General features: G+C 64.2%; 32 protein-coding genes. 16 read left to right on the top strand and 16 right to left on the bottom strand.

All coding sequences use genetic code 11. From position 1 onward, the window contains the following. Positions 1-9 precede the first annotated feature (9 nt). Both N551_RS0128290 and N551_RS0128285 read left to right on the top strand, forming a co-directional pair. Positions 10-675 (top strand): O-methyltransferase, encoded by a 666-nt coding sequence (locus N551_RS0128290; RefSeq protein WP_027569784.1) that lies wholly within the window; start codon positions 10-12, stop codon positions 673-675. Positions 676-839: 164 nt separating this feature from the next. Continuing rightward, positions 840-1,184 (top strand): multidrug efflux SMR transporter, encoded by a 345-nt coding sequence (locus N551_RS0128285; protein WP_027569783.1) that lies wholly within the window; start codon positions 840-842, stop codon positions 1,182-1,184. A 70-nt stretch (positions 1,185-1,254) separates the two neighbouring features. Here N551_RS0128285 and N551_RS0128280 read toward each other — a convergent pair whose 3' ends face one another. Together N551_RS0128280 and N551_RS39050 are read right to left on the bottom strand one after the other, a co-directional pair. After that, positions 1,255-1,569: a hypothetical protein gene (locus N551_RS0128280; protein WP_027569782.1), complete on the bottom strand. Its 315-nt coding sequence runs from the start codon at positions 1,567-1,569 to the stop codon at positions 1,255-1,257. An 85-nt stretch (positions 1,570-1,654) separates the two neighbouring features. After that, a complete protein-coding gene (locus tag N551_RS39050) occupies positions 1,655-1,861 on the bottom strand; it encodes a hypothetical protein (RefSeq protein ID WP_027569781.1) in 207 nt (68 codons plus the stop codon). A gap of 109 nt (positions 1,862-1,970) precedes the next feature. On the opposite strand from N551_RS39050, the gene N551_RS0128270 reads away from it, so the two are divergent. After that, positions 1,971-2,249: a DUF3551 domain-containing protein gene (locus N551_RS0128270; protein WP_027569780.1), complete on the top strand. Its 279-nt coding sequence runs from the start codon at positions 1,971-1,973 to the stop codon at positions 2,247-2,249. Between the two features lie 19 nt (positions 2,250-2,268). Here N551_RS0128270 and N551_RS0128265 read toward each other — a convergent pair whose 3' ends face one another. From N551_RS0128265 to N551_RS0128255, 3 genes are all read right to left on the bottom strand, one after another. Continuing rightward, positions 2,269-2,547, bottom strand: coding sequence for a hypothetical protein (locus N551_RS0128265; RefSeq protein ID WP_027517641.1), 279 nt, complete (start codon positions 2,545-2,547; stop codon positions 2,269-2,271). A gap of 174 nt (positions 2,548-2,721) precedes the next feature. Beyond that, positions 2,722-3,717 carry an SH3 domain-containing protein gene (locus N551_RS0128260; protein WP_027569779.1) on the bottom strand — a complete coding sequence of 332 codons (996 nt, stop codon included), beginning with the start codon at positions 3,715-3,717 and terminating at the stop codon, positions 2,722-2,724. Positions 3,718-3,882: 165 nt separating this feature from the next. Beyond that, positions 3,883-5,805, bottom strand: a complete 1,923-nt coding sequence (locus tag N551_RS0128255; protein WP_027569778.1) for an FAD-binding monooxygenase — start codon at positions 5,803-5,805, stop codon at positions 3,883-3,885. Positions 5,806-5,908: 103 nt separating this feature from the next. Here N551_RS0128255 and N551_RS0128250 point away from each other — a divergent pair, with 103 nt between their 5' ends. Beyond that, entirely contained in the window at positions 5,909-6,373 is a 465-nt protein-coding gene (locus N551_RS0128250) for a MarR family winged helix-turn-helix transcriptional regulator (RefSeq protein ID WP_027569777.1), read from the top strand. 179 nt (positions 6,374-6,552) lie between these two features. Continuing rightward, on the top strand, positions 6,553-6,981 hold the full coding sequence (locus N551_RS0128245) for a hypothetical protein (protein ID WP_027569776.1): 429 nt from the start codon (positions 6,553-6,555) through the stop codon (positions 6,979-6,981). Positions 6,982-6,988: 7 nt separating this feature from the next. Here the strand turns inward: N551_RS0128245 and N551_RS0128240 are convergent, their stop codons facing one another. Next, positions 6,989-7,606, bottom strand: coding sequence for a L,D-transpeptidase (locus N551_RS0128240; protein ID WP_063628391.1), 618 nt, complete (start codon positions 7,604-7,606; stop codon positions 6,989-6,991). Between the two features lie 355 nt (positions 7,607-7,961). Between N551_RS0128240 and N551_RS0128235 the strand changes: the two genes are divergently transcribed. The 4 genes from N551_RS0128235 (at position 7,962) to N551_RS0128220 (ending at position 10,435) form a co-directional block, all read left to right on the top strand. After that, positions 7,962-8,981: a hypothetical protein gene (locus N551_RS0128235; protein WP_027569775.1), complete on the top strand. Its 1,020-nt coding sequence runs from the start codon at positions 7,962-7,964 to the stop codon at positions 8,979-8,981. 379 nt (positions 8,982-9,360) lie between these two features. Continuing rightward, positions 9,361-9,591, top strand: coding sequence for a hypothetical protein (locus tag N551_RS0128230; protein WP_007591727.1), 231 nt, complete (start codon positions 9,361-9,363; stop codon positions 9,589-9,591). Positions 9,592-9,683: 92 nt separating this feature from the next. Then, complete coding sequence (locus N551_RS0128225; RefSeq protein WP_027517634.1) at positions 9,684-10,073, top strand: hypothetical protein; 390 nt, start codon at positions 9,684-9,686, stop codon at positions 10,071-10,073. A gap of 110 nt (positions 10,074-10,183) precedes the next feature. After that, positions 10,184-10,435 carry a hypothetical protein gene (locus tag N551_RS0128220; protein ID WP_027569774.1) on the top strand — a complete coding sequence of 84 codons (252 nt, stop codon included), beginning with the start codon at positions 10,184-10,186 and terminating at the stop codon, positions 10,433-10,435. Between the two features lie 13 nt (positions 10,436-10,448). On the opposite strand, the gene N551_RS0128215 is transcribed toward N551_RS0128220, so the two are convergent. From N551_RS0128215 to N551_RS0128195, 5 genes are all read right to left on the bottom strand, one after another. Beyond that, positions 10,449-10,634, bottom strand: coding sequence for a hypothetical protein (locus N551_RS0128215; RefSeq protein WP_027517632.1), 186 nt, complete (start codon positions 10,632-10,634; stop codon positions 10,449-10,451). A gap of 174 nt (positions 10,635-10,808) precedes the next feature. Then, the gene (minE, locus tag N551_RS0128210) at positions 10,809-11,090 is read right to left on the bottom strand and encodes a cell division topological specificity factor MinE (RefSeq protein WP_027569773.1); all 282 of its coding nucleotides are present in this window, start codon (positions 11,088-11,090) and stop codon (positions 10,809-10,811) included. Further along, the gene (minD, locus tag N551_RS0128205) at positions 11,087-11,902 is read right to left on the bottom strand and encodes a septum site-determining protein MinD (RefSeq protein WP_007591740.1); all 816 of its coding nucleotides are present in this window, start codon (positions 11,900-11,902) and stop codon (positions 11,087-11,089) included. Before minD ends, minE begins: the two co-directional genes overlap by 4 nt. Before the next feature lie 19 nt (positions 11,903-11,921). Then, a complete protein-coding gene (minC, locus tag N551_RS0128200) occupies positions 11,922-12,620 on the bottom strand; it encodes a septum site-determining protein MinC (protein ID WP_027569772.1) in 699 nt (232 codons plus the stop codon). 291 nt (positions 12,621-12,911) lie between these two features. Beyond that, a complete protein-coding gene (locus N551_RS0128195) occupies positions 12,912-13,928 on the bottom strand; it encodes an ABC transporter substrate-binding protein (protein ID WP_027569771.1) in 1,017 nt (338 codons plus the stop codon). A gap of 100 nt (positions 13,929-14,028) precedes the next feature. Here N551_RS0128195 and N551_RS0128190 point away from each other — a divergent pair, with 100 nt between their 5' ends. From N551_RS0128190 to N551_RS0128165, 6 genes are all read left to right on the top strand, one after another. Further along, complete coding sequence (locus N551_RS0128190; protein WP_027569770.1) at positions 14,029-14,676, top strand: TetR/AcrR family transcriptional regulator; 648 nt, start codon at positions 14,029-14,031, stop codon at positions 14,674-14,676. An 85-nt stretch (positions 14,677-14,761) separates the two neighbouring features. Next, complete coding sequence (locus N551_RS0128185) at positions 14,762-15,532, top strand: ABC transporter permease (RefSeq protein WP_007609553.1); 771 nt, start codon at positions 14,762-14,764, stop codon at positions 15,530-15,532. Positions 15,533-15,562: 30 nt separating this feature from the next. Next, on the top strand, positions 15,563-16,600 hold the full coding sequence (locus tag N551_RS0128180) for an NAD(P)-dependent oxidoreductase (RefSeq protein ID WP_027569769.1): 1,038 nt from the start codon (positions 15,563-15,565) through the stop codon (positions 16,598-16,600). Further along, entirely contained in the window at positions 16,587-17,408 is an 822-nt protein-coding gene (locus N551_RS0128175; RefSeq protein ID WP_027569768.1) for a GNAT family N-acetyltransferase, read from the top strand. The genes N551_RS0128180 and N551_RS0128175 overlap by 14 nt, the downstream gene beginning before the upstream one ends. Before the next feature lie 6 nt (positions 17,409-17,414). Further along, on the top strand, positions 17,415-18,470 hold the full coding sequence (locus N551_RS0128170) for a dihydrodipicolinate synthase family protein (protein ID WP_027569767.1): 1,056 nt from the start codon (positions 17,415-17,417) through the stop codon (positions 18,468-18,470). After that, positions 18,458-19,240 carry an ABC transporter ATP-binding protein gene (locus tag N551_RS0128165; RefSeq protein ID WP_027569766.1) on the top strand — a complete coding sequence of 261 codons (783 nt, stop codon included), beginning with the start codon at positions 18,458-18,460 and terminating at the stop codon, positions 19,238-19,240. Before N551_RS0128170 ends, N551_RS0128165 begins: the two co-directional genes overlap by 13 nt. Positions 19,241-19,361: 121 nt before the next feature. Here N551_RS0128165 and N551_RS0128160 read toward each other — a convergent pair whose 3' ends face one another. The 3 genes from N551_RS0128160 to N551_RS0128150 all read right to left on the bottom strand — a co-directional run bounded on the left by N551_RS0128160 (position 19,362) and on the right by N551_RS0128150 (position 21,897). Then, positions 19,362-20,453 (bottom strand): TRAP transporter substrate-binding protein, encoded by a 1,092-nt coding sequence (locus N551_RS0128160; RefSeq protein ID WP_027569765.1) that lies wholly within the window; start codon positions 20,451-20,453, stop codon positions 19,362-19,364. A 156-nt stretch (positions 20,454-20,609) separates the two neighbouring features. After that, a complete protein-coding gene (locus N551_RS0128155) occupies positions 20,610-20,867 on the bottom strand; it encodes a hypothetical protein (RefSeq protein ID WP_007609546.1) in 258 nt (85 codons plus the stop codon). A 79-nt stretch (positions 20,868-20,946) separates the two neighbouring features. Then, positions 20,947-21,897: a DUF2778 domain-containing protein gene (locus N551_RS0128150; protein ID WP_027569764.1), complete on the bottom strand. Its 951-nt coding sequence runs from the start codon at positions 21,895-21,897 to the stop codon at positions 20,947-20,949. Between the two features lie 212 nt (positions 21,898-22,109). On the opposite strand from N551_RS0128150, the gene N551_RS0128145 reads away from it, so the two are divergent. After that, the gene (locus N551_RS0128145) at positions 22,110-22,547 is read left to right on the top strand and encodes a DUF1810 domain-containing protein (protein WP_027569763.1); all 438 of its coding nucleotides are present in this window, start codon (positions 22,110-22,112) and stop codon (positions 22,545-22,547) included. A 9-nt stretch (positions 22,548-22,556) separates the two neighbouring features. On the opposite strand, the gene N551_RS0128140 is transcribed toward N551_RS0128145, so the two are convergent. Next, entirely contained in the window at positions 22,557-23,333 is a 777-nt protein-coding gene (locus tag N551_RS0128140) for a crotonase/enoyl-CoA hydratase family protein (RefSeq protein WP_027569762.1), read from the bottom strand. A gap of 32 nt (positions 23,334-23,365) precedes the next feature. After that, the gene (locus tag N551_RS0128135; protein ID WP_027569761.1) at positions 23,366-23,848 is read right to left on the bottom strand and encodes a hypothetical protein; all 483 of its coding nucleotides are present in this window, start codon (positions 23,846-23,848) and stop codon (positions 23,366-23,368) included. Between the last annotated feature and the right edge of the window lie 66 nt (positions 23,849-23,914).

The following is a 23,914-nucleotide window of genomic DNA, read 5'->3' as shown; positions in this document are numbered from 1 at the left end:
AGAGTACACATGACCACCCCGACCATCACATCACTTGCGCCACTGCTCGATCGTCTGTTCGACCAGGACGAAGCCGCGCGCGGCGCGATGCGAGCCGCCTTCGCCGATGTGACCGACGCCGACCGCGCACGGATGATGCGGAGCAAGACCGCTTACCGCGACCTCTACGGGCGGCTGAAGGACGCACCGCTCGCGGTCTCCCGCGAGACCGGTCACCTGCTTTACATGCTCGCACGCAGCTCCCGCGCCAAAGCGATCGTCGAGTTCGGCACCTCGTTCGGCATCTCGACCCTGCACCTTGCCGCGGGCTTGCGCGACAATGGCGGCGGCCGCCTCATCACCAGCGAATTCGAACCGTCCAAGGCGGCCCGGGCGCGCGAGAACCTCGCGGCCGGCGGGCTGCTGGACCTCGTCGAAATCCGCGAAGGCGACGCGCTGAATATGCTTCGAGTCGATCTGCCTGATACGATCGATCTCGTGCTACTCGACGGCGCCAAGGCGCTCTACCCCGATATCCTGGATCTGGTCGAAGGCCACCTCCGGCCGGGCGCGATCATCGTCGCCGACAACGCCGACGACAGCCCCGACTATCTGGCGCGCATGCGCATGCCCGGAAGCAGCTACATGTCCACGGCCTTTGCCGACGACGTCGAACTCTCCGTGCGGATCAACTAACGCCACGACCAATGAGCCGCCGCGCGAACCATCGCGCGGCGGTTTCGTGCGGCGCTCCTTCGTGTCGCAGGCTCGTCACTGACACGTGATAGCTGGACCCGGGCAAACGTCATATTCCCCGTACCGTGCGGTATCTTTCTTTGCACAATACGCCCGAGCCCGTGATGACTTCCGCCTTCAATGCCTACGCAGCGCTTGCCCTCGCTATCGTCCTCGAGGTCACGGCGTCCGCCTTCCTCCAGCAATCCGTGCAGTTCACGCGGCTGTGGCCGACACTGGCGATGGTGCTGTTCTATGTCGCCTCGTTCTACGCGCTGTCGGTCGCGATCCGGGTCATCCCCCTGAGCATCGCCTATGCGATCTGGGGCGGGGTCGGCATCATCCTGACTGCAACGATCTCCTTCGTGCTGTTTCGCCAGATGCTCGACGCTGCGGCCTTCGTCGGCATCGCGCTGATCGTGTCCGGAGTGGTGGTCATCAACCTGTTCTCGGCGACCACGGTGCATTGATGCCGGCAAGCACGGTGTTCACCGGCAAGGCCTTCGGCTTCGCGACGCCCTGCCGGCAGCCGACCCACGCCTACTGGCTTTGCGACGGCTTGGGCGCACGCGGCCCGGATCGCTTCGCGCCAGGCTTGGCCGCAGCTCGCGGCGGCGCCGTGTCGACCGATTCCAGATAGGCGGCAAGTGCCTTGGCTGTGTCCGAACTGGTTGCGTAATGGTCCTTCAGAAACCAGGACAGCGTCAGGTTGAAGCGCCCCTTGGCAAGACCGCGCGGGCTGCGATGGCAGGTCGCGCACCCATCGGCGAAAAGCTTTTGCGGCGACTTGCCGGCATCGAGATTTTGCGCCACGGCAACCGTCGCCGTCAGAACAGCGGCCGCCGCAAGAGTCATCGTTGGAAGAGTCATAGGGGGCGCGATCACGCCGCGCCCCAATCGAAATGGCGAAATCAATGTCTTGCCCAGCCCCGTCTTGCGGTCAGGCCGCCAATAGCTGATCGAACTCGGGCGGCGCGTAGGCCTTGCCGTCCTGGTCGGTGATGACGACCTTCCACCCCTCGCTTGCCCAAACCTTTGCCTTCGCCACGATGAGCAAACGGCTCTCGCGGGCAAAACTGCACTTCTCATTGTCGCGTTCTGCGATCATCTTGTAGGCCAATGCGCATCCCCTTAGCGTTGCCTGCACCCGCTCTCGTCGTGGCAGCGGGCTTTGGCGGCAATTCGCCGGGAGCGTGGCAATTTGGTGCCATCCGCGGCAGCATTGTGCCTGGTTCCGATTACGAAAGGAGCTTTTCGTGCGCCGCATCATGAATGCAATCCTGCTTGTCGTGGGCTGCCTTGGTGCGGGCCTGCTTGGCGCGGCGCCCACAGCGGCTCAGACCTACGATCCGCGCCATCCCGTCTGCATCGAGATCTACACCATCGACGGCCGCAGCATCGATTGCAGCTTTGCGACGATCGCGCAGTGCGCCGCTACCGCCTCCGGGCAATCCGCCCAGTGCTACGCCAATCCCTATGCCACGCAGAGCCGGCAGCTGAGCCCGGTTCCGTCGCCGCCGCGACGAAGCCGATAGCATCAGGTCTGCGCTCCGATCAGTGGACGCGAATGATGTGGGGGCGGCCAAGATCGATCAGCCCCTGCACCGCGGAGAGGCGGTCGTCGAGGGCTGCGATGGTCAGCAACAGATTGTTGCGGCGTTCGTCGAGAAGGCCCATCTCGGCGCCGGAGAGTTTGGTGCTCGATCGCTCCTTGTGAATCACCTCGAGAGATTGGCGCAATCCGGCAATCAGGCCGGACAGCTGCTTGGCTTCCTTGGTCATCGACCTCTTCGCGACATTATGGCGGCGCGTCTCCGCCTGGTTCTGTCTCATCGTCGTCATCCTCCCGTGCCCCGCTGCCCCGAGTGGAATGCTTACAGCTTTGAGTAGACATATTACGATCGATGAAATCTGCCCGCGAAGAAACTTCTTAAATTGTATGGGCAAGGAACTCGCTCGGGCCTCAGCAGAAAGCCCGGCGCGAGGGCCGGGCTTTCGTTGGCAACGCTAGTGCTTCTGGTGCCCGCCACCGGGACCGCCGGCCGGCGCACCGCCGCCGTGCGGCGCGGCGTTGATGTGAGGAGCGCCGCCACCGCCATGAGGCATCGCAGGCGCAGCCGTGCGCGGCGCCGGCATTTGGGCATGAGCGTTCATCGGGGAGCCGTGGCTCACATTAGGCTGGGCCACATGCGGCATCGCGGGCCGGCTTGCGGGAGCTGCTGAGACACGCGGCGCCTCATGCGGGCGCGCCATCGGCTGCGCATGCAGGGCCGCGCGGTGTGCGGCTTGCTCGTGCATGATGCGGGCCTGTGCATCGTGCGGATTGCGGCCCTGAAGATTGGTCCGCTCATGCGCGATGCGGTCGCTTCGTCCCGCACGGCTCCGGTCCGTCGCAGTCGCACTCTCGTGCCTGGCCATCGCGGCGTCGTGCCGTGAAGTTATGGCATCACGACCGGAGACCGCGGCCGCGCCCTTGACACTTTCCTTCGCATTTTCCCTGGCATTCGCACTGTTGCGCCCGAGTGCGACCGCCGCATCGCGCGTTGCCGCGCGGCCGATGCGAGCCGCGCGCGGATCGATCGTCATCCGCGTCGCTTCGCGCTGATGCGAGGTCCAGTAGCTATTCCAGTGGGCATGGCGCCGATACCAGGGCCGCCCCTCATAATAGCTCGACCAGTACGAGGTCAGCACGAAGGGGACGACCGGCACGTCGATCTCGTCGACATAGTCGGGGAGATAGACGTAATGATTGCGGTAGAGATATTCGAGATATCGCGACGACACCCAGCCACGGTCATCCGAGAAGCTCACGTCGCACCAGGCTTTGCCGCGCAGGCAACCATGGATATCGACGCGGGCGCCCTCGGGGATGCGATCGACCAGCGGAAAGCCCGAACCCGGCCCGGCGCGCAGGCCGGTCGAGACGGTGACCATACCCGGAGCGGCCAGCGCGGCCGTCGGGGCGAGCAGCAATGCGGCTAACAACACGCTTCGGAATTTCATGGCGTAGTCCTCCTCTTTCGAGTCGGAACGCGCAAGCGGAACAGGCGTTCCGCGAACGAAGGTCTCATCCGTCGAAAGATCAAGACGAATGCCGCGCGCGGTTCAATATTCATTCGCCGTTCATCGACATCGCGCGCACGCGCGAGTGTGTGCGCCGCCGTCCCGTCAGTTCACTTGCTGCATAAAACCGTCGAAGTACGCAGCAAGCGCAGCAAAATGATCGAGCGGCAGCACGGTCGCGACATACTGATCCGGTCTCACCACGACCATGCAGCCGGCCTTACGATCGATACCGCGCATCGCGAAAACGTCTTGGCCATTCTTGAGGTCCGGACAGAACATTTTCTCGTAGTCGATCAGGCCGTACCGGCCCTTGCGCGGAAGCAACAGCGCGGGCATCGCCTCGACGGCGAGCTCGCGATGATCCTGCTGGAAGACCGCCCGCAGGTCGATCACGCTGTCGATGTCGGCGGCCCCGGGCGTGTAACGCCGGACCGGCGACTCCCGCGCCTGGGAGAGAAAATTGCACAATGCGCGTATAGCCGAGCCGGCTGTTGCCGGATCCTCAGCGCCGGAGAAAGCGTAGATGCGAAAGCGGCCATCCGCGGACGCTGCGTGACCGAGATGCACCGGCTTGGCATCCGCAAGCCGGATCACGGGTGCGGAATGAAAGCGCGTGCCGATGACGAGGCCTTGCGCGAGCTGCTGGTGGGACGTCGCTCCGGTCAGAACCGACGAGCGGTAATGCGTCGCCGTGCCCGCGGTGTAGCGACCGTGCCTGACGAAATAGTCCTGCGTCCTGGCGGCATCGGCGCCGCCGGCCTTGGCGGCGGACGCAAGAATCCCAGCCCATTCGCGGTCGAAATCGATCAGCTCTTTCGCAACGGCCTGGCGCTCGGCCGAATAGGAATGCAGCAGGCTTGGCGCAGACTGCTTCCGCAAAACGGCAGCGAGCTTCCAGCCGAGATTGAAGGCGTCTTGCATCGAGACGTTCATGCCCTGCCCCGCCTTCGGGCTGTGGGTGTGGCAGGCATCGCCGGCGATGAAGATCCGCGGCAGACGCTTAGCGATCTCGGTCCCCGGCACGTCGTCGAACTTGTCGGTCAGTCGCTGGCCGATCTCGTAGACCGACCACCACGCGATCTCCTTCACATCCAGCGTGTGCGGCTTGAGGATCCGCTGCGCCTTCGCGATCACGTCATCGGCGGTGATGTTGCGATTGGCGACGCGCTCGCCGATGTCGAGCTTGGCGAGCTCGACATAGAGGCGGACCATGTAACCGCCCTCGCGCGGAATGATCAGCAGGCTGCCGTCCTTCGCCGACTGGATCAGGGCCTTGAAGCGGATGTCCGGAAAATCGGTCACCGCCAGCACGTCCATCACGCCCCAGGCATGATTGGCGGAATCGCCGAGCAACTCGCGGCCGATCGATTTGCGCACTGTGCTGCGGGCGCCGTCGCAGCCGACGACGTAGCGCGCCTTGATCGTCTCTATCTTGCCCTCGTTCTCGGCATCGAGCCGTTCGAGCCGCGCCGTCACGGCATGGTCGGCGGGACCCGCGGCCGGATCGACCTGAAGGTCGAGCAGGCGCCGGCTGTAATGGGGCTCGAGGCTGGCGGGCGCTTTGCGCATGACGTCGAGAAAACCGTCATGAATGCGCGCCTGGTTGAGAATGACGTGCGGGAATTCCGACAAGCCGTCCTCGACGTCCTGCACCCGGCCGCTGCGGACGATATGTTCTGGCACCCGCTCGTCCGGCTTCCAGAATGTCGTCTCGTTCACCCAACAGGCTTCCTTGAGGACGCGCTCGCTGAATCCGAAGGCGTGGAACATCTCCATGGTGCGGCATGCGATGCCGTCGGCCTGCCCGACCAGCAAGCGGTCCGGCTTCTGCTCGACGATGCAGGTCTTGATGTCATCAAACTGCGCAAGCTGGGCCGCAAGCGTCAGGCCCGCAGGACCACAGGCGACGATGAGGACATCGACCTCTTCAGGCACGGCGCCCGTTGCGCCAGAAGGCTGAATGCGCGCGGCGGGATCTGCGATTTCAGGGTCACCCGGCTGAAATCCATTGAGATGGAATTGCATGAGCACCTCTCCCGCCGATGTTCTGTTTGGATATTGCTCAGTATGCTGACTATCAGTATACTTGTCAACGATCCCGGCCGTCCTACCCCAACGGAGAAATTCGGTGAAAGACAACAACGACATGCCCGGACATCTGGCGCGCCGTTTCCAGCAGATCGCGGTCGCGGTGTTTCTGGCCGAGGTCGAGGATGCCGGCTTCGACCTCACGCCGGTGCAATACGCCGCGCTCGCGACCATCAAGGCCAATCCGGGGCTCGACCAGGTGACGCTCGCAGGATTGATTGCCTACGACCGCACCACCATCACCGGCGTGATCGACCGCCTCGTGCAGAAGGGGCTCGCGGAGCGCCGCGCCTCGCGCCGCGACCGTCGTGCCCGCGAGCTCGAGATCACCGACGAAGGCCGCCGCACCCTGCGCAAGATCACGCCGGCCGTCGAATCCGCGCAACGCATCATGTTGCGTGGCCTCAGCGCGAAGGAAGGTGAGGATCTGATGCGGCTGTTGCACAAGGCCATTGCCGCCGGTAACGAGCTCAGCCGCGCCCCGTTACGCGAGGTGCAGGCATAGAGCGTTTTCGAGCGAAGGGGCACCGCTTCGCGTCAAGAAAGCGCGCCACGACAGAATGCCCCCGTAATTCTACCCCTCATTGTCGCAGTATCGCGAAACCAGGAACTAACCTTCGGCTGTTACGGTCGGCGGCATTCGGCGTTTAACGCGCGATTAACTTTGCCGGTCTGGAGTTTCGGATGTTCAGGTTCCTCATTGCGGCGGCGGCGATGGCGCTCTCGGTCGCTCCGGCGCTCGCGAATGGCCATGGCGGCGGCGATGCCCCTCCTCCGCCGAAGCCCGCGACCTCACCGGCGAAAGTGATCCTGACCAAGCAGGGCCCCACGCTCGTCGACCTCAACGGCATGACGCTCTACTATTACGAGCGAGATACCACCGGCAAGACGTCGAACTGCAACGGGAAATGCGTCGAGAGCTGGATTCCGCTCTCCGCAACAGCCGATGCCAAGGCGATCGGCGATTTCACCGTGATCAACCGCAACGACGGCAGCAAGATGTGGGCATATCGTTATCGTCCGCTCTACACCTCGCCGGCAGACAAGGCGCCGGGCGAGGCCAACGGCAATGCCACGACGCTGCAATGGCGCATCGCCCGTCCCGAGAACTAGGGCGACCTCACCCGCGCCAGCTGGGCCGCGCCTCGACCTGCGCGTTCTGTCCGGGCGGCAGCACCACGACCATTGAATTGAGCTTCACGCGGTCATAGAGATCGATCACGTCCTCGTTGCGCATCCGGATGCATCCGGACGAGATCGCCTGCCCAATATATTCCGGCTGGTTGGTGCCGTGGATGCGGTAGAGCGTGTCCTTGTTGCCGGCATAGAGATAGATGCCCCGCGCGCCGAGCGGATTGGCGGGACCGCCGGGCACGCGCGCCGGATAGGGTCCGAGCCGCGCCTGGATGTCCGCCGTCGGAACCCAGTCCGGCCATTCCGCCAGACGACCGACCCGCGCGACCCCGGAAAACGCCATGGCTTCCTCGCCGACCGCAACGCCGTAGCGGATCGCCTTGCCTTCGGGCAGCACGAAATAGAGATAGCGCGCATCGGTATCGACCAGGATCGTGCCCGGCTGCTCCTTGCGCGGATAATCGACGATATGACGGAGATATTGCTCGGGCACGTTCGCCTGCGCGTACGGCGTATGCGCCAGCAACTGCCGGTCGCGCGGCGTCATGCTCGCATCTGTCGATGGCGAAAGCGTTGTCTGCATGCAGCCGCCCAACGGAAGCATGGCAAGAACGAATAGAACGAATAAGGATCTTGGCACCGCCGGCCCCGATAGCGATAGCAGCACCCCCAGCGACACCAGATGCTGCCAAAATCGTGCTGAAAACAAGGCATTGCGGAACAATTGCGCGTGTTTGATCAACCGGGTTCCATCACCACAAACGGCGCAAGAGCGTCGCACAGTCTCCATCCCCTCGCCTTGCTTTGGTCAAACCCGGCTGGACTCGTGCGTCATGTGCTTGGGCCTCGGGGAATTGGATGGGCTCACCTCACGGATCTGCTCGCGCGAATGCGGACGGCCAACACTTCAACTACTCAACAACTGGGCTTCAAAACACCCAGGCTTCAAAGGAGCTGCGATGCTCGCGACGCTGAACTCTCGGCAAATCGTCGATGAGATCGTGAAGGACACGGTCACGAACAACGACCCGCACGACGCCGTGCAGATTTCGCCTGACATTGTGCTGGCCTCGCGCCCTCTCAGCGTCGCGCCCGCGCTCGCGCCTGAGATTACGGCCCGTCCGGAGCCCAAGATAGATCCGGCGTTCACGCTGAAGTCCAGAACGAATCCCGAGCCGAAGTTCAGTCCCCTCGTGGAGCCGCAGGCGGCAGCGCCCTCGGTCGACACCGCCGTGCGCGTCGCGGCCAGTGATGGTCTCAGCCGGCAGAAGCGCTCCTCAGCCGGCAAATGGCTGCGCGGCGCGTTCGTCACGATGCTGTTTGCGGGCGGAAGCGCGGCCGCCACTGTCGCCTGGGAGAAACATGGCGACACCGCAAGACAGATGCTCGCCGAATGGACCCCGGCATTGTCGTCGCTGCTGCCGTCGACCTCGCACTCGGCACCGGTCGCCGCCGCACAAGCCGCGGCGCCTGCGGACCAGGCTGCAACGGATCAAGCCGCCACGGATCAAGCAACCGATCAATCTGCGGCTCCGCCCGCAACCCAGCTTGCAGCAGCGGTGCCCGCGGCAGCACAATCCGATCCTGTACAATCGGTGCAGTCGATGACGCGCGATCTCGCCGCGATGGCGCAACAGATCGAGCAGCTCAAGGCCAACATCGCCGACTTGAAGGCCGGGCAGGAGCAGATGGCACGCGAGATGGCGAAGCCACCCGCGCCGAAGCCGGTGGCCGATGCCAAGCCGCGCATCGATCCGCGCGCGCAAATGTCTGCGCTGCCGCCGCGACCCGCGGCGCCGCCGGTTCGCAAGCCCAAGCCGGTCGTGTCGCACACCTACATGCCGGCTTATTCGCCCGCGCCGCTCGCTCCGCCGCCGCCTTCGCAGGCTGCTTCAGTCCCACCGCCAGCTGCCATGACGACGCAAGCCGTTGCCGACGACGACGGACCTGTCGTACGCCCGCCAATGCCGCTGCGCTGAACGATCGTCACGCGATGACACGAAAGCGTCGCGCCAGCGATGCTGTCCGAGTCGATATGATGCGTTGACTCCGGATGACTACGGGAAGCGGCGCTTCGATCGTTTTCGATCAAGAGAAAAGGCCGTCGGGATTTATGCCGGCGGCCTTCTCTTGCAGCTGCCGGTTCCCGGAGCCCGGTTCTGCTGCAATTCCATGCCTCATGATCACGCCGACATATTTAATAAAATCTTAACACGCTTGAATGCTGCACATCATTTCTGCGCCATAAGCACAGAGATTGCGCGCGCCGTTCATTCGATAAACATCGACTCAGTGGTACCATCGGTCATGTGTTGAAACGTCCACCCGAAGCTCAATTCGTCACACCGGGGAATTCGGATGCCCTACTATTCCTTCGATCTCGTGGTTGGTGAAGAGTTCAAGAACCAGGGCGGCATCATCCTCGAAGACATCGAGGTCGCCTCCGATCGCGCCGTTCAACTGGCCACCGAGCTGTCGCAGGTGAAGCCCGAGCTGCAAAGCAAGGGTTGCGCTGTGCGCGTTACCGACCGCGATCACAAAGAGGTCTATCGTACGCCGCTCGATCCCGTGCCGGCCTGGCGGCGCTAGGTCGCCGACCGGCTTCGCAGCCGCACGCTATCCCCATTGCGGAGCGGCGCGGCAGCCGCTAGCCTTCCCGAAAATTCGGGGAGGTACCAAGGATGCGCACTGGTTTTCTGATGACGGCCCTGTTGCTGCTGGCGGCGCCGGCCCAAGCGGCCGACCATCCACGTTCGACCTATGTCACTTTGGTCTTGCAGGCCTTCGCCGCCAAGGTCGAATGTCCCGGCACGGATGTCGTCTACCAGGATCTGGTGCAGAAGGCGGAGCAGATGCAGCTGCCCGAAGGCACCACCGAGAAGGTCCGCAAGGCAATCGCGTGGATGCACACCGGCGGCAAATTGGGCGAGAAGCAGGACGACGATCTGATGGCCGAGGTCGCGGTGGCCACCCAGGCGACCGACCTCAACCAACGCCGCCTCGGCATGCCCAGCTGGTGCGAGGCCCAGAAGACCAACCTCGCCGGCCTGATCCGCAGCAAGGGCGGCTAGCGTTGTCGCGCGGCGTTAAGCACGCCGCGCCGGAACTTTTGCTTCGGCCAATAATCGTCACAATCCTCGCCAGCATGCGGCTCTCTTCGAATCTCGAACAGGGGAGCCCCATGCGGATCAACCATGTCCTTCTCGCCGTGGCGTTTGCCGTCGCCACGATCCTGACTGCGCCCGTGCTGGCGAAGAATTCCGACGCCCAGAAGGGTGAGGACAAATCGACCTCGCCGTCATCGTGCAGCGCTTATCAGCAGGCGCCGGACGGCTCGTGGGAGCCGCTGCTCTGCAAGGAAACGGGCGAGCGCTCCCAGCCGCAGACGCAACATCGTACGTCGCCGCAGGGCGCCGACCGCGGGGAGCGTTGAACGCGCGGGAGTGTCAGCTCTGGTGCGGACCGCGAATGATCTTCATCGCGTCGGCGAGGTGACGCCACTCTTTGGCTTCATCGGCCTCGCCGCGGCCCTCGCAAGCCCTGGCCTGTTCCGCGGCCTTCGCGATCGCCGCAAAACCGTGCTGTTCCAACATCTGGCGCGCGACGGTGTGGACCTGGACCTCGGTCATCATGGGCGTTCTCCCGTTTGACGAAACCGCGGTGCATCGCGCCGCCGCGGGTTGTTCACAACGATTGAGCCCCGGACCTCGTTCCGTAGCGTTCACTCGACGCGCAAAAGGCGGCCCGCTATGCCCAGCGGACCGCCTTCTCACCCACCCCAAATTCAAAGCGTCGCGGCCGAAATCCTACCCGGCCGCCGCGCGCTTGCGCTCGAAATCGTTGGGCACCTCGATATCGACCTCGAGGGTCGAGACCTCGTCGCCGCGATCGAGCCGGACGATGACCTTGGTCGGGTCCAGCGTGACGTGCTTGGAGACGACCGCGAGAATTTCCTCACGCAGCACACCGAGCAGATCGGGCTGGCCGCGCAGTCCGCGTTCATGGGCAAGCAGGATCTGCAACCGTTCGCGCGCGACGGGTGCAGAGGCCTTGTTGCCGCGGAGAAGCCGAAGCAAACCCATGCTCATGCGGCCCTCCTTCGCAGCAGGCGGTCCATGAAGCCCTTGCGCTCGGTCGGCACCTGCATCGGCACGGTGTCGCCGCACAGCCGCCGCGCCGCGTCGATATAGGCCCGCGCCGGAGCACCTTCCGCGTTCGACAGCGTCACCGGCGTGCCGACATTGGAGGCGCGCAGCACGTCCTGGCTCTCCGGGATGATGCCAAGTAAGGGCGTCGCAAGAATTTCGAGGATGTCCTCGATGGTCAGCATCTCGCCGCGCGCGGCGCGCGAGGGATCATAGCGGGTGATGAGAATGTGCTTCTCGACCCGCTCGCCCTTCTCGGCCCGCACCGTCTTGGAATCGAGCATGCCGATGATGCGATCGGAATCGCGCACCGAGGAGACTTCCGGATTGGTGACGATCACGGCCTCGTCGGCAAAGCGCATCGCCATGGAGGCGCCGCGCTCGATGCCGGCAGGGCTGTCGCAGATCACCCAGTCGAAACGGCTGCGCAGATCGTCGATGACCTTGCCCACGCCCTCTTCGGTCAGCGCGTCCTTGTCGCGGGTTTGCGAGGCCGGCAGCAGCCAGAGGTTCTCCAGCCGCTTGTCCTTGATAAGGGCCTGCGGCAGCTTTGCGACGCCCTGCACCACGTTGATAAGGTCGAACACGACGCGGCGTTCGGCCCCCATCACGAGGTCGAGGTTGCGCAAGCCGACGTCGAAATCGACGACCACGACCTTTTCGCCGCGTTGCGCGAGCGCAGCTCCCAGCGCGGCGGTCGTCGTGGTCTTGCCGACGCCCCCCTTGCCTGACGTCACGACCAGTACCTTGGCCATCTCTCAAATCTCCTTCTGGTCAGTTCAGCGCAGTAATTCGCATGGTGTTGCCCTGGAGCCAGGCCTGAGCCGGCTTGCCGCGCAGGGCCGCGTCGATATCGTCGGCGGTCTGGTAGAAACCATCGATTGCAAGCAGTTCGGCCTCGATCTTCTGACAATAGATGCGTGCGCTCGTGTGACCGTTCACGCCCGCCATGGCACGGCCGCGCAGCGCGCCGTAGATGTGAATGGAGCCGCCGGCAACGACCTCGGCGCCGGAGCCCACAGAACCCAAAATGGTGACGTCGCCTTCGGGGAAGATCACGGTCTGGCCGGAGCGCACGGGGCTTTCGAGCAGCAGCGAAGTCGGCTTGGTCTCGACCTTTGCCTCAACCTTCTTGGGCGCACTCGGCTCGACCACGCAGCTCCGCCCGCCCGACAGCAGCGGCGGCATCATGGGGGTCAGCCGGCCCTCCTCCACGCCCTCGATCCCGAGCACGCGGATGTTGCGGTCCTGAAGGCTGGTGAGCAGATGGCCGATGCCGGACTGGCTGAGATCGACCGAGGACAGGTCGATCACCACGGGGCGGCCGGCGAAGAAGCCCGGCGAGCGCGCGATGGTGGTGTCGATCTCCTGCAGCCAGTCCTGGATGGGAACCGTCGGCACGAACACGAAGGCCACATAGGAGCGCCCGCGCAGGCGAACCATTTGGCGTTGAGGTTTTACTGCAGCCTCCATAGCGGCCGACTCGTTCCCTGTTATTGAATGGTTAACGATGCCGCCGATATGGTTAATGGCCGGTTAATTTCTCCGTGCGGTTACGTGGGATGTTGGTGGGCCGCGATGAGCCGGCGGCATTGGGCGAGCGTCGGGCAGACGCTCTCGCCCAACGCGCTGCTGTCATCGCCCGCGAAGGCGGGCGATCCGAGACGGTTGTGGGTCAGCCGATAGGCGGCGGCGTACTGGATGCCCCGCCTGCGCGGGGCATGACACCGGTGTATGAGGCGAGCGCTTCCGCCCGTAGCCCCCCTACTTCTTCACCTTGCTCGCATCCATTTTGATGGTCGGATCGAGCATCTTGGTCGTGAACGCCGTTGTGACGTCGAACGGCTTCTCCATCCCGAGATAGGTCTGGACCAGATCGTAGTCCTTCTTCATCCGCTCGCCGTCGATCCAGCCGAGCGCCTTCGTCGTCGTGAATTCGTCCGTCATCAGGAACTTGATGCGCTCCCACTGGCGCTCCTGGTTCTCCTTGTCGAGACCGGAGACCTGGTCGAGCAGCGCCTTCAGGCAGGGCGCGGCGTCGGCAACGCAAGTCGCGAAGGCCTTTTGCGTGACGCGGACGAACTCCTCGACCAGCTTCGGGTTCTTCTGCAGATAGCCGCCGTTGACGATCAGCGAATTGCCGTAAGGATTGAGCCCGATGTCCTTCCAGTTGACGTAGCCGAGATCGGCTCCGAACTCGATCACCTTCAAATCGTGCTCGTTGTAGAAGTCGCTGATGATGTCGACGGTATGGCTCTTCAGCGCGGCGATCTTCGCCGTCGGTCCGACATTGACGAAGCCGACGGAGTCGGGGGCAAGCCCTGCAGCCTTTGCGAAGGCCGGCCACATCACGCGCGAGGCGTCCCCGGGCGGATTGCCGATCTTGTGGCCGGCAAAATCCTTCACCCCGTTCACGCCGTAGCTCTTCAGCCAGTAGAAGGTCTGGCCGGTGTTGGCGTAGACGCTCATCACGGCAACGGCGTCAGCCCCCTTGCTCTTCGCCACCAGCATGGTGGCGAGATCAGCGACGCCGAAGGGCGAGCCCCCGGAGCCGACCTTGGCGGCGGAGACACCGGAGCCCTTGCCGACCTCGATGGTCAGATCGATGCCCGCCTTCTCGTACCAGCCTTGTGCCTTGGCGTAATAATAGGGCGAGTGATCGGCCGTCGGTGCCCAGTTCAGGATCAGATTGACCGCCTCGCCCGCGGTCGCCGGCACGACTGGTAATCCGAGCATCAGGGCCACAGCCAGGGCCGAGCCCGCCGCCTGCAAACGCTTCATCGCATCTCTCCTCGTTGCCCGCGACCGGCTTGTCGCTCTCCCCCTGTGAGGATACCAATGCAACAAGGCCGCCCTCAACTTGTCAACTGTTTGGTTGGAAATGCCCGCAAAACGTTCAGGCGACACCGTGCCGCAGCGGCGCGACCCGGTCGCAACCCGCAGGAAGCTGCTCACCGCGGCGCGCGAGGAGTTCGCCCGGCACGGCTTTGCCGGTGCCCGCGTCGACGAGATCGCGGAGCGCGCCGGCGTCAACAAGCAACTCGTCTACCATTATTTCGGCGACAAGGACGCGCTCTATCTTGCCGTGCTTGAATGGGTTTACGCCGATATCCGCGAGCAGGAGCGCCAGCTCAATCTCGAAGGCCTGCCGCCGGAAAAGGCGATCCGGAAACTGATCGAGGCCTCGTTCGATTACCTCGCGGCAAACCCCGATTTCATCGTGCTTCTGAACGACGAGAACCGCGGCGGCGCCCGCCACGTCCGTGGCTCGACGCGGCTGGAGGCGATGCATTCGCCACTGGTGAAGAGCGTGTCCCACATCCTCCACGAGGGCGTCCGCGCCGGCATGTTCCGCAAGGGGATCGACCCGATCCAGCTCTATATCTCCATCGCGGGCCTCAGCTATTTCTATCTCTCGAACACGCCGACGCTATCGGCGATCTTCGGCAAGGACCTGTCGAGCCGGGCCGCGCGCCGCGCCCGCCGCCGGCACGTCGCCGATCTCGTGCTGCATTCGCTCCGTCCGTAATCAACCAACTGGTTGAAACTTCCCTCAAGGACGGTTAGGCTTCAGACCAGGCGGCAAGGTGGCCGGCGGCAACAGGGAGCAACCGGTGACAGGAGACGGCGCCCGCAATACGCGCAGCTTTGCGATCGTCCTGATCGTGCACCTCGCCGTGCTCGTGCTCTGGCAGGTCCTGGTCGATGCCTTTCACGTGCCGAAGTTCATCCTGCCCTCGCCGCTCGCGACAATCCAGACGCTGGGAACCGCGAGCTACGCCTGGGGCGCCAATACGCTGGTGACGGCGATCGAGATCCTCGGCGGCTTTGCGCTCGGCGCATTCGTCGGGGTTGCGCTGGCCGTCATCTTCAGCTGGGCGCCGCTGATCAGCCTCGTGCTGCTGCCGCTGTTCGTGACGCTGAACATGATCCCGAAGGTCGCGCTCGGCCCGCTCCTCATCGTCTGGTTCTCCTACGGCATCGTGCCGAACATCCTGATCGCCTTCAGCATCTGTTTCTTTCCGATCCTGCTCACCACCGCGCGGGGCTTGCGCGAGGTCGAGCCGGATCTGCTCGATCTGGTCAAATCGCTGCGCGGCTCGCGCTGGACGCTGTTCCGCAAGATCCAGCTGCCGGGATCGCTGCCTTACATCTTCTCCGGCATGAAGGTCGGCGCCATCCTCGCGGTGGCCGGCGCCATCGTCGGCGAATTCATCGCCTCCGAGCGCGGGCTCGGCTACCTCATGATCCAGGTGCAGTCGTCGCTCGACACGCCCGCGATGGTGATGGCTGTTGTGCTGCTGACGCTGCTCGGCGTCGCGCTTTACGGCTTCGTGCTCGTCCTCGAACGCATGTTCGTGGTCGGTGACGCAACACCGACTTGAACGGCAAAGCCAAGACCAAGGACCACAACCATGCTCCTCACCCGCCAGACACTGCCGAAGACCATCCCCGATATCGCCGCGCTAGACGATCTGCTGTGCCAGCCGACGCAGGCATTGGTCGACGACCTCGCCAGGGTTGACGGCGACATCATGATCCTCGGCGTCGCCGGCAAGATGGGGCCGACGCTGGCGGGGCTCGCCAAAGCCGCAGCACCCGATCGCCGCATCATCGGCGTCGCCCGCTTCAGCGACGCCGGCGTCAAGGACTGGCTGCACGCGCGTGGCGTCGAGACCATCAATTGCGATTTGATGGACGAGACCGCGATTGAGGCGCTGCCGAAGGCGCCCAACATCGTCTTCATGGCCGGCCGCAAATTCGGCGCGGAGGGCGACCTCTCGCTGACCTGGGCGATGAATGCGCACGTGCCGGCACTGGTCGCGCAGGCCTTCCCGTCATCGCGGATCGTGGCGTTCTCGACCGGCTGTATCTATCCCTTCGTCCCCGTGGGCGGCAAAGGCGCAACCGAGGACATGGCGCCCAATCCGCCCGGCGAATACGCCCAGTCGTGCGTCGGCCGCGAGCGCATGTTCGAGTATTTTTCGCGCAAGTTCGGAACGCCCGGGCGGCTGTTCCGCCTCAACTACGCGATCGACATGCGCTATGGCGTGCTCCACGACATCGCATCGAAAGTGCTCACGGGCACGCCGATCGACGTCAGCATCGGCCATGTCAATTTCATCTGGCAAGGCGATGCCTCGTCCCAGGCGCTGCGCTGTCTCGCGCATTGCACGACGCCGACCTCGCCGATCAATGTCAGCGGCCACGAGATTTTGTCGGTCCGCGACCTCGCAGCACGATTCGGCGCCAGGTTCGGCCGCACGCCGGTGCTGACAGGAAACGAACAGCCGACGGCGTGGCTGACCGACACGTCCAAGGCCGTCGAGCTGTTCGGCCTGCCGGTCGTCGACACCGAGCAGCTGATCGCCTGGACCGCGGATTGGGTGTCCCGCGCCATGCCGAGCCTCGGCAAGCCCACAAAATACGAGGTGCGCGATGGACGCTACTGACGATCCGGCCATCATCAAGCTCGGCGTCGACGATGCGATCGCCGGGCTCGTGCTGTCGACGGAAGCACACTGGAACCAGACCGAGGAGGACTGGCGCATCTTCCTGCACGATGGAATCGTGTTCGGCATTCGCGACGGCAGACGGCTGGTGGCAACCGCGGCCCTGCTGCCCTACTCCAGCAAAAACGCCTGGATCAGCATGGTGCTGGTATCAGGCACCCATCGCCGCCGCGGCATTGCAACGCGCCTCGTCGATGCCTGCCTGGAAACCGCTCGCAGGAACGGCCTGACGAGCTGGCTCGACGCAACACCCGACGGTGCTGCCGTCTACGGACCGCTCGGGTTCACGCCGACGCTGCAATTGCGCCGTCTCAAGCTGGTGAAATTCGCGTTCGCGTCCGCGCAGCCACCTTCATCCGCGACGCTCGACGCGCTCTGCGCGCGTGACCGGCGGGCTATGGGCCTCGATCGAACCGCCCTGCTCTCCAACTTCGCTCAGCGTCCCGGCTCACGCATTGTCGCCGCGAACGGCGCCATCGCGCTGGTTCGCGACGGACGCACCGCGCGCCATATCGGCCCGCTGTTTGCCGACGACACGGCAGCCGCGCTGACCCTGGTCGAGGCAATCGCGCGATCGGAGACCGGGCCGCTGCTGCTCGATGCCGTCGCGTCGCAAGCCGCGTTCCCTGACGGATTGACCGCATCGGGCTGGAGCATCGAACGGCCATTCCAGCGCATGCGGTTCGGCCCCGCCACTGCCGTGGGGGAAGACATGCCATTCGCCGTCGCCGGCCCTGAATTCGGATAGGACATCATGCACCACAGCCAGATCAATCGCGATATCCGCAAGCTGATCGCCGACGGCACCGTGCTGCCGGCGCATCCCCTCGCGCTCACCGCCGAACGCCAGCTCGACAAGGAGCATCAGCGCGCGCTGACGCGCTATTACATCGACGCCGGCTCCGGCGGCCTTGCCGTCGGCGTCCACACCACGCAGTTTGCGATCCGCGATGTCGGCCTCTATCGTCCCGTGCTCGAGCTCGCCGCCGAGACTGCGGCGAACTGGACCAAGCGTCCGCTGGCGCTGGTCGCGGGCCTCGCCGGTCCGACCAGGCAGGCCACCACTGAAGCCCGCACCGCGCGGGACATCGGCTACTACGCAGGGCTTCTCAGCCTCGCTGCGATGAAGAGCGCGTCGGAAGACGAGATCATCGCGCATTGCACAGCGGTCGCAGCCGAAATTCCGCTGGTCGGCTTCTATCTTCAGCCGGCAGTCGGCGGCGTGGTCCTGTCGAGCCGGTTCTGGCAGCGCTTTGCCTCGATCGACAATGTCATCGCGGTCAAGATCGCGCCGTTCAACCGCTACAGGACCCTTGATGTTCTGCGCGGCGTCGCGGCGGCCGGCGCGCTCGACCGCGTCGCGATCTATACCGGCAATGACGACCACATCCTGCTCGATTTGATGCTGCCGTTCGATCTGCGCGACAACGGCGTCACCACGCGGACCTACTTCAAGGGCGGTCTGCTCGGCCACTGGTCGGTGTGGACGGCGAGCGCGATCAAGCAATTCGAGCGCTGCAAGGCGGCACGGCACAAGGACAGCGTCCCGGCCGATTTGCTCGCGCTCGATGCCCGCGTCACCGATTGCAACAGCGCCTTCTTCGACGTCGCCAACGATTTTCACGGTTGCATCGCCGGCTGCCATGAGGTGCTGCGACGGCAGGGCCTGATGCAGGGCCTATGGTGCCTCGATCCGAACGAGGGCCTGAGCCCCGGCCAGAAGGACGAGATCGACCGCGTCACTCGCGAGCATTCAGATCTCAGCGACGATGCCTTCGTGGCCGCAAACTTGAACAAATGGCTGGCATGAGCTCAAACCCCTTCATCAGCCTGCACGGCGTCCGCAAGGTCTATCGTAGCGGCGGAGCCGAATTCCTCGCGGTGTCCGACGTCACCATGGACGTGCAGGAGGGTGAGCTGGTCTCGCTGGTCGGGCCGTCCGGCTGCGGCAAGACCACGGTGATGAAGATCTTGGCCGGCCTGCACGACGCCGACGGCGGCACGGTGAAGATCGGCAATGCCAAAAGCCCGTTCGATCCGACCCGCGACATCGGCATGGTGTTCCAGCAGGCGCTGCTGCTGAAATGGCGGACCATCCTGGACAACGTGCTGCTGCCGGCGGAGATCGTCGGTCTTCCCATGAAGGCCGCGCGCGAGCGGGCACGCGATCTGCTCAATCTGGTGGGACTTGCCGGCTATGAGCAGAAATATCCGCGAGAGCTGTCAGGCGGCATGCAGCAGCGCACCGCCATCGCGCGCGCCTTCATTCACGACCCGAAACTGATCCTGATGGACGAGCCGTTCGGCGCGCTCGACGCCTTGACGCGCGAGCAGATGAATTTGGAGATGCTGCGGATCTGGCGCGAGAGCGGCAAGACCATCATCTTCATCACGCACTCGATCCAGGAGGCCGTATTCCTGTCCTCGCACTGCGCCGTGCTGACCGCCGGCCCGGCGAAGATGGCCGATTATTTCCCGATCGACCTGCCCTTCCCGCGGGCTCTGCCGCTGAAGACGACGGACCTGTTCGGCGCCTATGCACGGCGCATTTACGAGAAGCTGGGTTTGGGCGCGGCTTAATTCACCGCACGACAGATGCTGTAGGGTGGGCAAAGCGAAGCGTGCCCACCATGGCGACTCGAGCAAGCAGTGGTGGGCACGGCGCAAGTGCGCCTTTGCCCACCCGCGGGCGTTTGCGCGATCAGGTCTTGTTGCGCATCTTGCCGAGCAGATAATTGTCGTAAAAATTCTCCGCGATCTGCGTGTAGAACAGCAGCTCTTTCATATAGGCGTCGTGGCTTTCCTTGGTGCGCTTGAAGAGGTCGCTCTTGGTGGCGAGCTCGTTCAGATGCTCCTGGGTCGCAGCGTAGCAGGCCTCCAGCACCGGCTGCGGAAACGCCTTCAGCTCCGCGCCATTGGCGATCAGCCGCTTCAGCGCCGCCGGATTCACGCTGTCGTATTTCTCGAGCATCCAGGCGCCCGCGGCCGACGCGGCCTGGTTGACGATCGCCTGGTACTGCTTGGGCAGCGACGCCCACTTCTCGTCGTTGACGATCATGTGCAGCATGGCGCCGCCTTCCCACCAGCCCGGGAAGTAATAGTATTTTGCGACCTTCTGGAAGCCGAGCTTTTCGTCGTCATAGGGGCCGACGAATTCGACCGCGTCGATCGTGCCCTTCTCCAGCGCCGGATAGATGTCGCCGCCCGCGATCTGTTGCGGGACCACGCCGAGCCGCGCCAGCACATGACCGCCCATACCGGCGATGCGGAATTTCAGGCCCTTGAGATCGTCGACGGTCTTGATCTCCTTGCGGAACCAGCCGCCCATCTGGGTGCCGGAATTGCCGCAGAGGATGGCATGCGCCTTGAACGGCTTCAGCGCCTCGTTGGTGAGGTCGGCGCCGCCGCCGAAATGCCACCAGGACTCCTGATGACGATGGTTCATGCCGAACGGCGCGCCGGTCGCATAGGCCAGCGCCGGCTCCTTGCCGATGTAGAAATAGAGCGGGGTCTGCGCCATGTCGACGGAGGCTGTGCTGACCGCATCGAGCGCCTGCAGGCCGGGGACGAGCTCGCCGGCCGCAAAGGTCTGGATCTGGAATTTGTTGTCGGTGGCCTCGGCAACATATTTCGCAAACGTCTGCGCGGTGCCGTAGATGGTGTCCAGCGACTTCGGGAAGCTCGACGTCAGGCGCCATTTGATCTCGGGCGCGCCTTGCGCGATCGCGGGTGCGGCAACCAGCGTCGTCGCGCCGGCGACCGCGCCGCCCTTGAGAAATGTACGGCGTTTCATGATGGGTCTCTCCCTGAACTATGTTTCAATGTATCGGCTTGAGCGCGATCTTCGCGAGCTATTGCCGTTCCTATAGCGGAATTCAAGTCGTGAGCGGTAGCCCGGATGGAGCGCAGCGCAATCCGGGAATCTCCCCAAATATCTGCCGTGTCGCTCTCAGAGCAGCTTGGCGCTGACGAACAGCGCGCGCACGGCGTTGGTCGCCTGCACGACGAGCATGGCGTTCTCGGCGGCGCCTTCGAGCGCCGCGACCGCGTCTTCGTGCAACGAGCGGAATTCCATCCACTCGACCGATTTGAAATTGGTGAGGAATTGATAGGCCTGGCCGACGGTCGCGATCGCCAGCGTGTCGCCGTTCAGCTTGATCTTGAACGTCGTGCGCAGCGGGGTCTCGGAACTTTGCGGATCACTCATGGGCTGCTTCTGGACGATGACGGCTTAACGAAGGGAAAACGGCAGCCCCGCCGCGGCAGGCAAATATCAGGAGCAGATATCAGGACTCAGTGCTCGCGCGCTGCGAGGCGGTCGCCGATGGGGTCAACCTGGGCACCACGACCAGACGGTTGAACTCACCGTTGTCGAAGGCCTTCATGAACCGATCATAGTCCTTGATCGACACGCAACCATTGGAGTCGCCACGGGGCCCGAGCATGTAATTGTGGGTGAGCAGGCCGACGCGGCCGAGCGCGCTGGTGCCTTCGGTAGGCGTCAAGCGCAGGGCGCGGACGCCGTGAAACAGTTTTTCGCGCGGCTTCAGGTCGTAGGTCGCGGGCGGGGTCGCGCCAACCATCCGCTGGTCGACGTGCTCCGGGTCGTCCATCAGCGCGCCCATGCCGGAATGCGCTTCGAGCGCGAGGCCGCTCGGCAGGTAAAGCGCCTTGGCCGAGATGTCGTAGACCGCGGTGCGCGAATCGTAACCGAGCGCGGCGAGGTCCGGCGCCTTGCCGAACAGGCCACTGTCGGGCGTCAGCGAGGCCAGCCTGATCTTGTCGGTGAATTTTTCGAAGAAGTTGCGGTTGTCGACCCTGGGGTTGGTCTCCGCGTAAGCCTGGCTCGAGGCGATCTGGGCCGAGATGTCGGCCTGGGGCGGGCGCGAACGCGGCATCGGGATGGCGTCAGCACGCTGCGATTGTCTCGTCTCCTCCGACATATGCCGGTCGTCGTCGGTCAGGGTCGAGCGCCAGTCGTCGCCCTGGAGCTTCTGGGCAAGCATCGCCTTGGCGTCGCGCAATTTGAGCTGGACTGCACTCACCGCGGAGCGCTCCAGCGTCCGCAAGCCGAGCTCGCGGGCGGGCGGACTGCTGGAAGCAGAAGCGAAACGATCATCGAATGAAGGCGCATTGGACGGCGGCAGCGCGGCGGTGACCAGCGAGGCCGAACCGCCGATATCCGCGACCCAGGCGGCGGCGCCCAGTGCCAGCGCGACAGCGGCCAGAGACAGCAATATCGTCTCGGCTCGCCCAATACGGCGGCGCGACAATAGCCTCTCGGCTTGTGCCCGGTCGGAAACCATCAGCTCCCCAAAATCGAGCCCCGGGGGGGACCCACCCCCACCCGGAGATTCTATACCAGCTACCACATTGGGAGCCAAAAGTTAGGCATAATCGCGGCCGGCAAGGCTCCGGCAAGCCATTCCAGGGTATCCTAAGGTATCCAATGACCGATCCTTTCGACCTCATTCGCTTTGTCCGGGCCCAGGACCCGGTCTATCGCGACATCCAGGGGGAGCTGACCCGGGGCCGAAAGCAGAGCCACTGGATGTGGTTCGTCTTTCCCCAGGTCGCCGGCCTCGGCTTCAGTGCCATGTCGCAGCGCTACGCCATCGCCTCCCGCGCCGAGGCCAAGGCCTATCTCGCCCACCCCATCCTCGGTCCGCGCCTGATCGAATGCACCCGCCTCGTGCTTGCCATCGAGGGTCGGAGCATCAACGCCATCCTCGGCGCGCCCGATGACGCCAAATGCCGCTCGTCGATGACGCTGTTCGACGCGGTGTCCAATGAGCCCGTTTTCGACGAGGCGCTCGCCCGGTATTTTTCGGGCGAGCGCGACGGCGCTACGCTGGAGATCCTGTCGAAGCTGGATCGGCCGACATAGCGCGTCGGATCAGCGCCCCTGAAAGACGGCCGCGCGACGCTCGATGAAGGACTGAATGCCCTCCTTCGCGTCGGCGCTTGCAAGCACGCGATCGCGGATTATCGGGATATAGGCGATCGCCGCCGCCTCGCCCCCTTCGATATATTTGGCCGCGGCTTCCTTGGTGACCTGGATGCCGAGCGGGGCATTGCGCGCGATGATGGCGGCAAGCGCCATCGCCCGCTCGACCTGCTCTCCCGCCGGCACGACCTCTTGGACGAGACCGATTGTGTGGGCGCGCTCGGCTGAAAACTCGTCGCAGAGGAACAAATGGTACATCGCGTCACCCCAGCCGGCGCGCGACAAAAAGCGGAAATGCGCGCCCCCGAGCGGCGCAATGCCGCGCTTGGACTCCATCTGGCAGAAGCGCGCATCCTCGGCGGCGACCACGATGTCGCCGGCGAGCATCAGCTCGATGCCGATCGTGAACACGATGCCCTGCACGGCGGTGATAACAGGCTTGCGGCAGCGCTTGGCAAGGCCGAACGGATCGACATTGCCTTCCCTGATATTGCGCTTCTCCGCAGTCGGGCCGAAGAATTTCGGCATGTCCAGACCGGCGGTGAAATCCCCGCCCTCGGCGCAAACCACGCCGACGCGATAGGCATCGTTGTCGTGCAGCTCAGTCAGCGCATCGGACAATTGCTCCATCATCGCCGGCGTGAACGCGTTCTTCTTCGCGGCGTTGTCGATGATGATCTTGAAGACATGGCCGTGCACCTCGGTGCGGATCTGACCTTCGCTCATTTCGCTTCTCTCCGGATTAATCGGTGGGCAAATCAGGCCGGCGGCTGAATTGCCGCGCGGATAGCCTCGATCCGCTGCGGCGTGAACACACCGGAATCCAGGAGTTGGAGGATCGAGAGCACGCCGCCGCGCGATCCCCAGCTTCCCTCCTCGATGATCTCGAAATTGACCCACCAGGTTGGCGCAGGCGCCTGCATGCCGCAGGCCTCCGCAAGCCGCGCCAGCACATTGCGGATCACCTCCGCTCGCACCTCGGCAGGCCAGGCTGCGTTCATCACCGCGATATTGACGGTCATCACGTCGCGCGGCGTTTCCTGGTCCGACAGGAGCCGGCCGCCAATCGCCATGCAGTCGGCTGGCAGGTCATGGAAATGCACCTGAAAGCCCATTCGCGCCGCCGGCGCATGCTGGCCGATCTCGGGCGAGAGCACGGCGTCGGTCAGGCTTTCGGCGAGGCAGCGGCGCTGCGCCAGTCCGAGCCGGCCGGCAGGTGCGGTCACGGTGATGATGGTCAACCTATTCCTTTCTGCGACTATGACGCACGTCATATCGCAGTGCCGCTTGCCTATGTCAATCGTCAT

Origin of the sequence: Bradyrhizobium sp. URHA0013 (assembly GCF_000518345.1) — a bacterium.
In the GTDB taxonomy this organism is placed as follows: domain Bacteria; phylum Pseudomonadota; class Alphaproteobacteria; order Rhizobiales; family Xanthobacteraceae; genus Bradyrhizobium.
The sequence above is the reverse complement of the archived record's forward strand: the minus strand, read 5'-3'. Positions and strand labels throughout refer to the sequence as shown.

Excerpts from the sequence above, each read along its gene's own strand:
- minD (WP_007591740.1), bottom strand. The coding sequence starts at position 11,902 with ATGGCCAAGGTACTGGTCGTGACGTCAGGCAAGGGGGGCGTCGGCAAG.
- N551_RS0128195 (WP_027569771.1), bottom strand. The coding sequence starts at position 13,928 with ATGAAGCGTTTGCAGGCGGCGGGCTCGGCCCTGGCTGTGGCCCTGATG.
- N551_RS0128145 (WP_027569763.1), top strand. The coding sequence starts at position 22,110 with ATGACCGATCCTTTCGACCTCATTCGCTTTGTCCGGGCCCAGGACCCG.
- N551_RS0128235 (WP_027569775.1), top strand. The coding sequence starts at position 7,962 with ATGCTCGCGACGCTGAACTCTCGGCAAATCGTCGATGAGATCGTGAAG.
- N551_RS0128140 (WP_027569762.1), bottom strand. The coding sequence starts at position 23,333 with ATGAGCGAAGGTCAGATCCGCACCGAGGTGCACGGCCATGTCTTCAAG.
- N551_RS0128245 (WP_027569776.1), top strand. The coding sequence starts at position 6,553 with ATGTTCAGGTTCCTCATTGCGGCGGCGGCGATGGCGCTCTCGGTCGCT.
- minE (WP_027569773.1), bottom strand. The coding sequence starts at position 11,090 with ATGAGCATGGGTTTGCTTCGGCTTCTCCGCGGCAACAAGGCCTCTGCA.
- N551_RS0128225 (WP_027517634.1), top strand. The coding sequence starts at position 9,684 with ATGCGCACTGGTTTTCTGATGACGGCCCTGTTGCTGCTGGCGGCGCCG.
- N551_RS0128260 (WP_027569779.1), bottom strand. The coding sequence starts at position 3,717 with ATGAAATTCCGAAGCGTGTTGTTAGCCGCATTGCTGCTCGCCCCGACG.
- N551_RS0128255 (WP_027569778.1), bottom strand. The coding sequence starts at position 5,805 with ATGCAATTCCATCTCAATGGATTTCAGCCGGGTGACCCTGAAATCGCA.
- N551_RS0128175 (WP_027569768.1), top strand. The coding sequence starts at position 16,587 with ATGGACGCTACTGACGATCCGGCCATCATCAAGCTCGGCGTCGACGAT.
- N551_RS0128215 (WP_027517632.1), bottom strand. The coding sequence starts at position 10,634 with ATGATGACCGAGGTCCAGGTCCACACCGTCGCGCGCCAGATGTTGGAA.
- N551_RS0128265 (WP_027517641.1), bottom strand. The coding sequence starts at position 2,547 with ATGAGACAGAACCAGGCGGAGACGCGCCGCCATAATGTCGCGAAGAGG.
- N551_RS0128285 (WP_027569783.1), top strand. The coding sequence starts at position 840 with ATGACTTCCGCCTTCAATGCCTACGCAGCGCTTGCCCTCGCTATCGTC.
- N551_RS0128160 (WP_027569765.1), bottom strand. The coding sequence starts at position 20,453 with ATGAAACGCCGTACATTTCTCAAGGGCGGCGCGGTCGCCGGCGCGACG.
- N551_RS0128280 (WP_027569782.1), bottom strand. The coding sequence starts at position 1,569 with ATGACTCTTGCGGCGGCCGCTGTTCTGACGGCGACGGTTGCCGTGGCG.
- N551_RS0128240 (WP_063628391.1), bottom strand. The coding sequence starts at position 7,606 with ATGCTTCCGTTGGGCGGCTGCATGCAGACAACGCTTTCGCCATCGACA.
- N551_RS0128155 (WP_007609546.1), bottom strand. The coding sequence starts at position 20,867 with ATGAGTGATCCGCAAAGTTCCGAGACCCCGCTGCGCACGACGTTCAAG.
- N551_RS0128220 (WP_027569774.1), top strand. The coding sequence starts at position 10,184 with ATGCGGATCAACCATGTCCTTCTCGCCGTGGCGTTTGCCGTCGCCACG.
- minC (WP_027569772.1), bottom strand. The coding sequence starts at position 12,620 with ATGGAGGCTGCAGTAAAACCTCAACGCCAAATGGTTCGCCTGCGCGGG.
- N551_RS0128190 (WP_027569770.1), top strand. The coding sequence starts at position 14,029 with ATGCCCGCAAAACGTTCAGGCGACACCGTGCCGCAGCGGCGCGACCCG.
- N551_RS0128170 (WP_027569767.1), top strand. The coding sequence starts at position 17,415 with ATGCACCACAGCCAGATCAATCGCGATATCCGCAAGCTGATCGCCGAC.
- N551_RS0128180 (WP_027569769.1), top strand. The coding sequence starts at position 15,563 with ATGCTCCTCACCCGCCAGACACTGCCGAAGACCATCCCCGATATCGCC.
- N551_RS0128230 (WP_007591727.1), top strand. The coding sequence starts at position 9,361 with ATGCCCTACTATTCCTTCGATCTCGTGGTTGGTGAAGAGTTCAAGAAC.
- N551_RS0128165 (WP_027569766.1), top strand. The coding sequence starts at position 18,458 with ATGGCTGGCATGAGCTCAAACCCCTTCATCAGCCTGCACGGCGTCCGC.
- N551_RS0128290 (WP_027569784.1), top strand. The coding sequence starts at position 10 with ATGACCACCCCGACCATCACATCACTTGCGCCACTGCTCGATCGTCTG.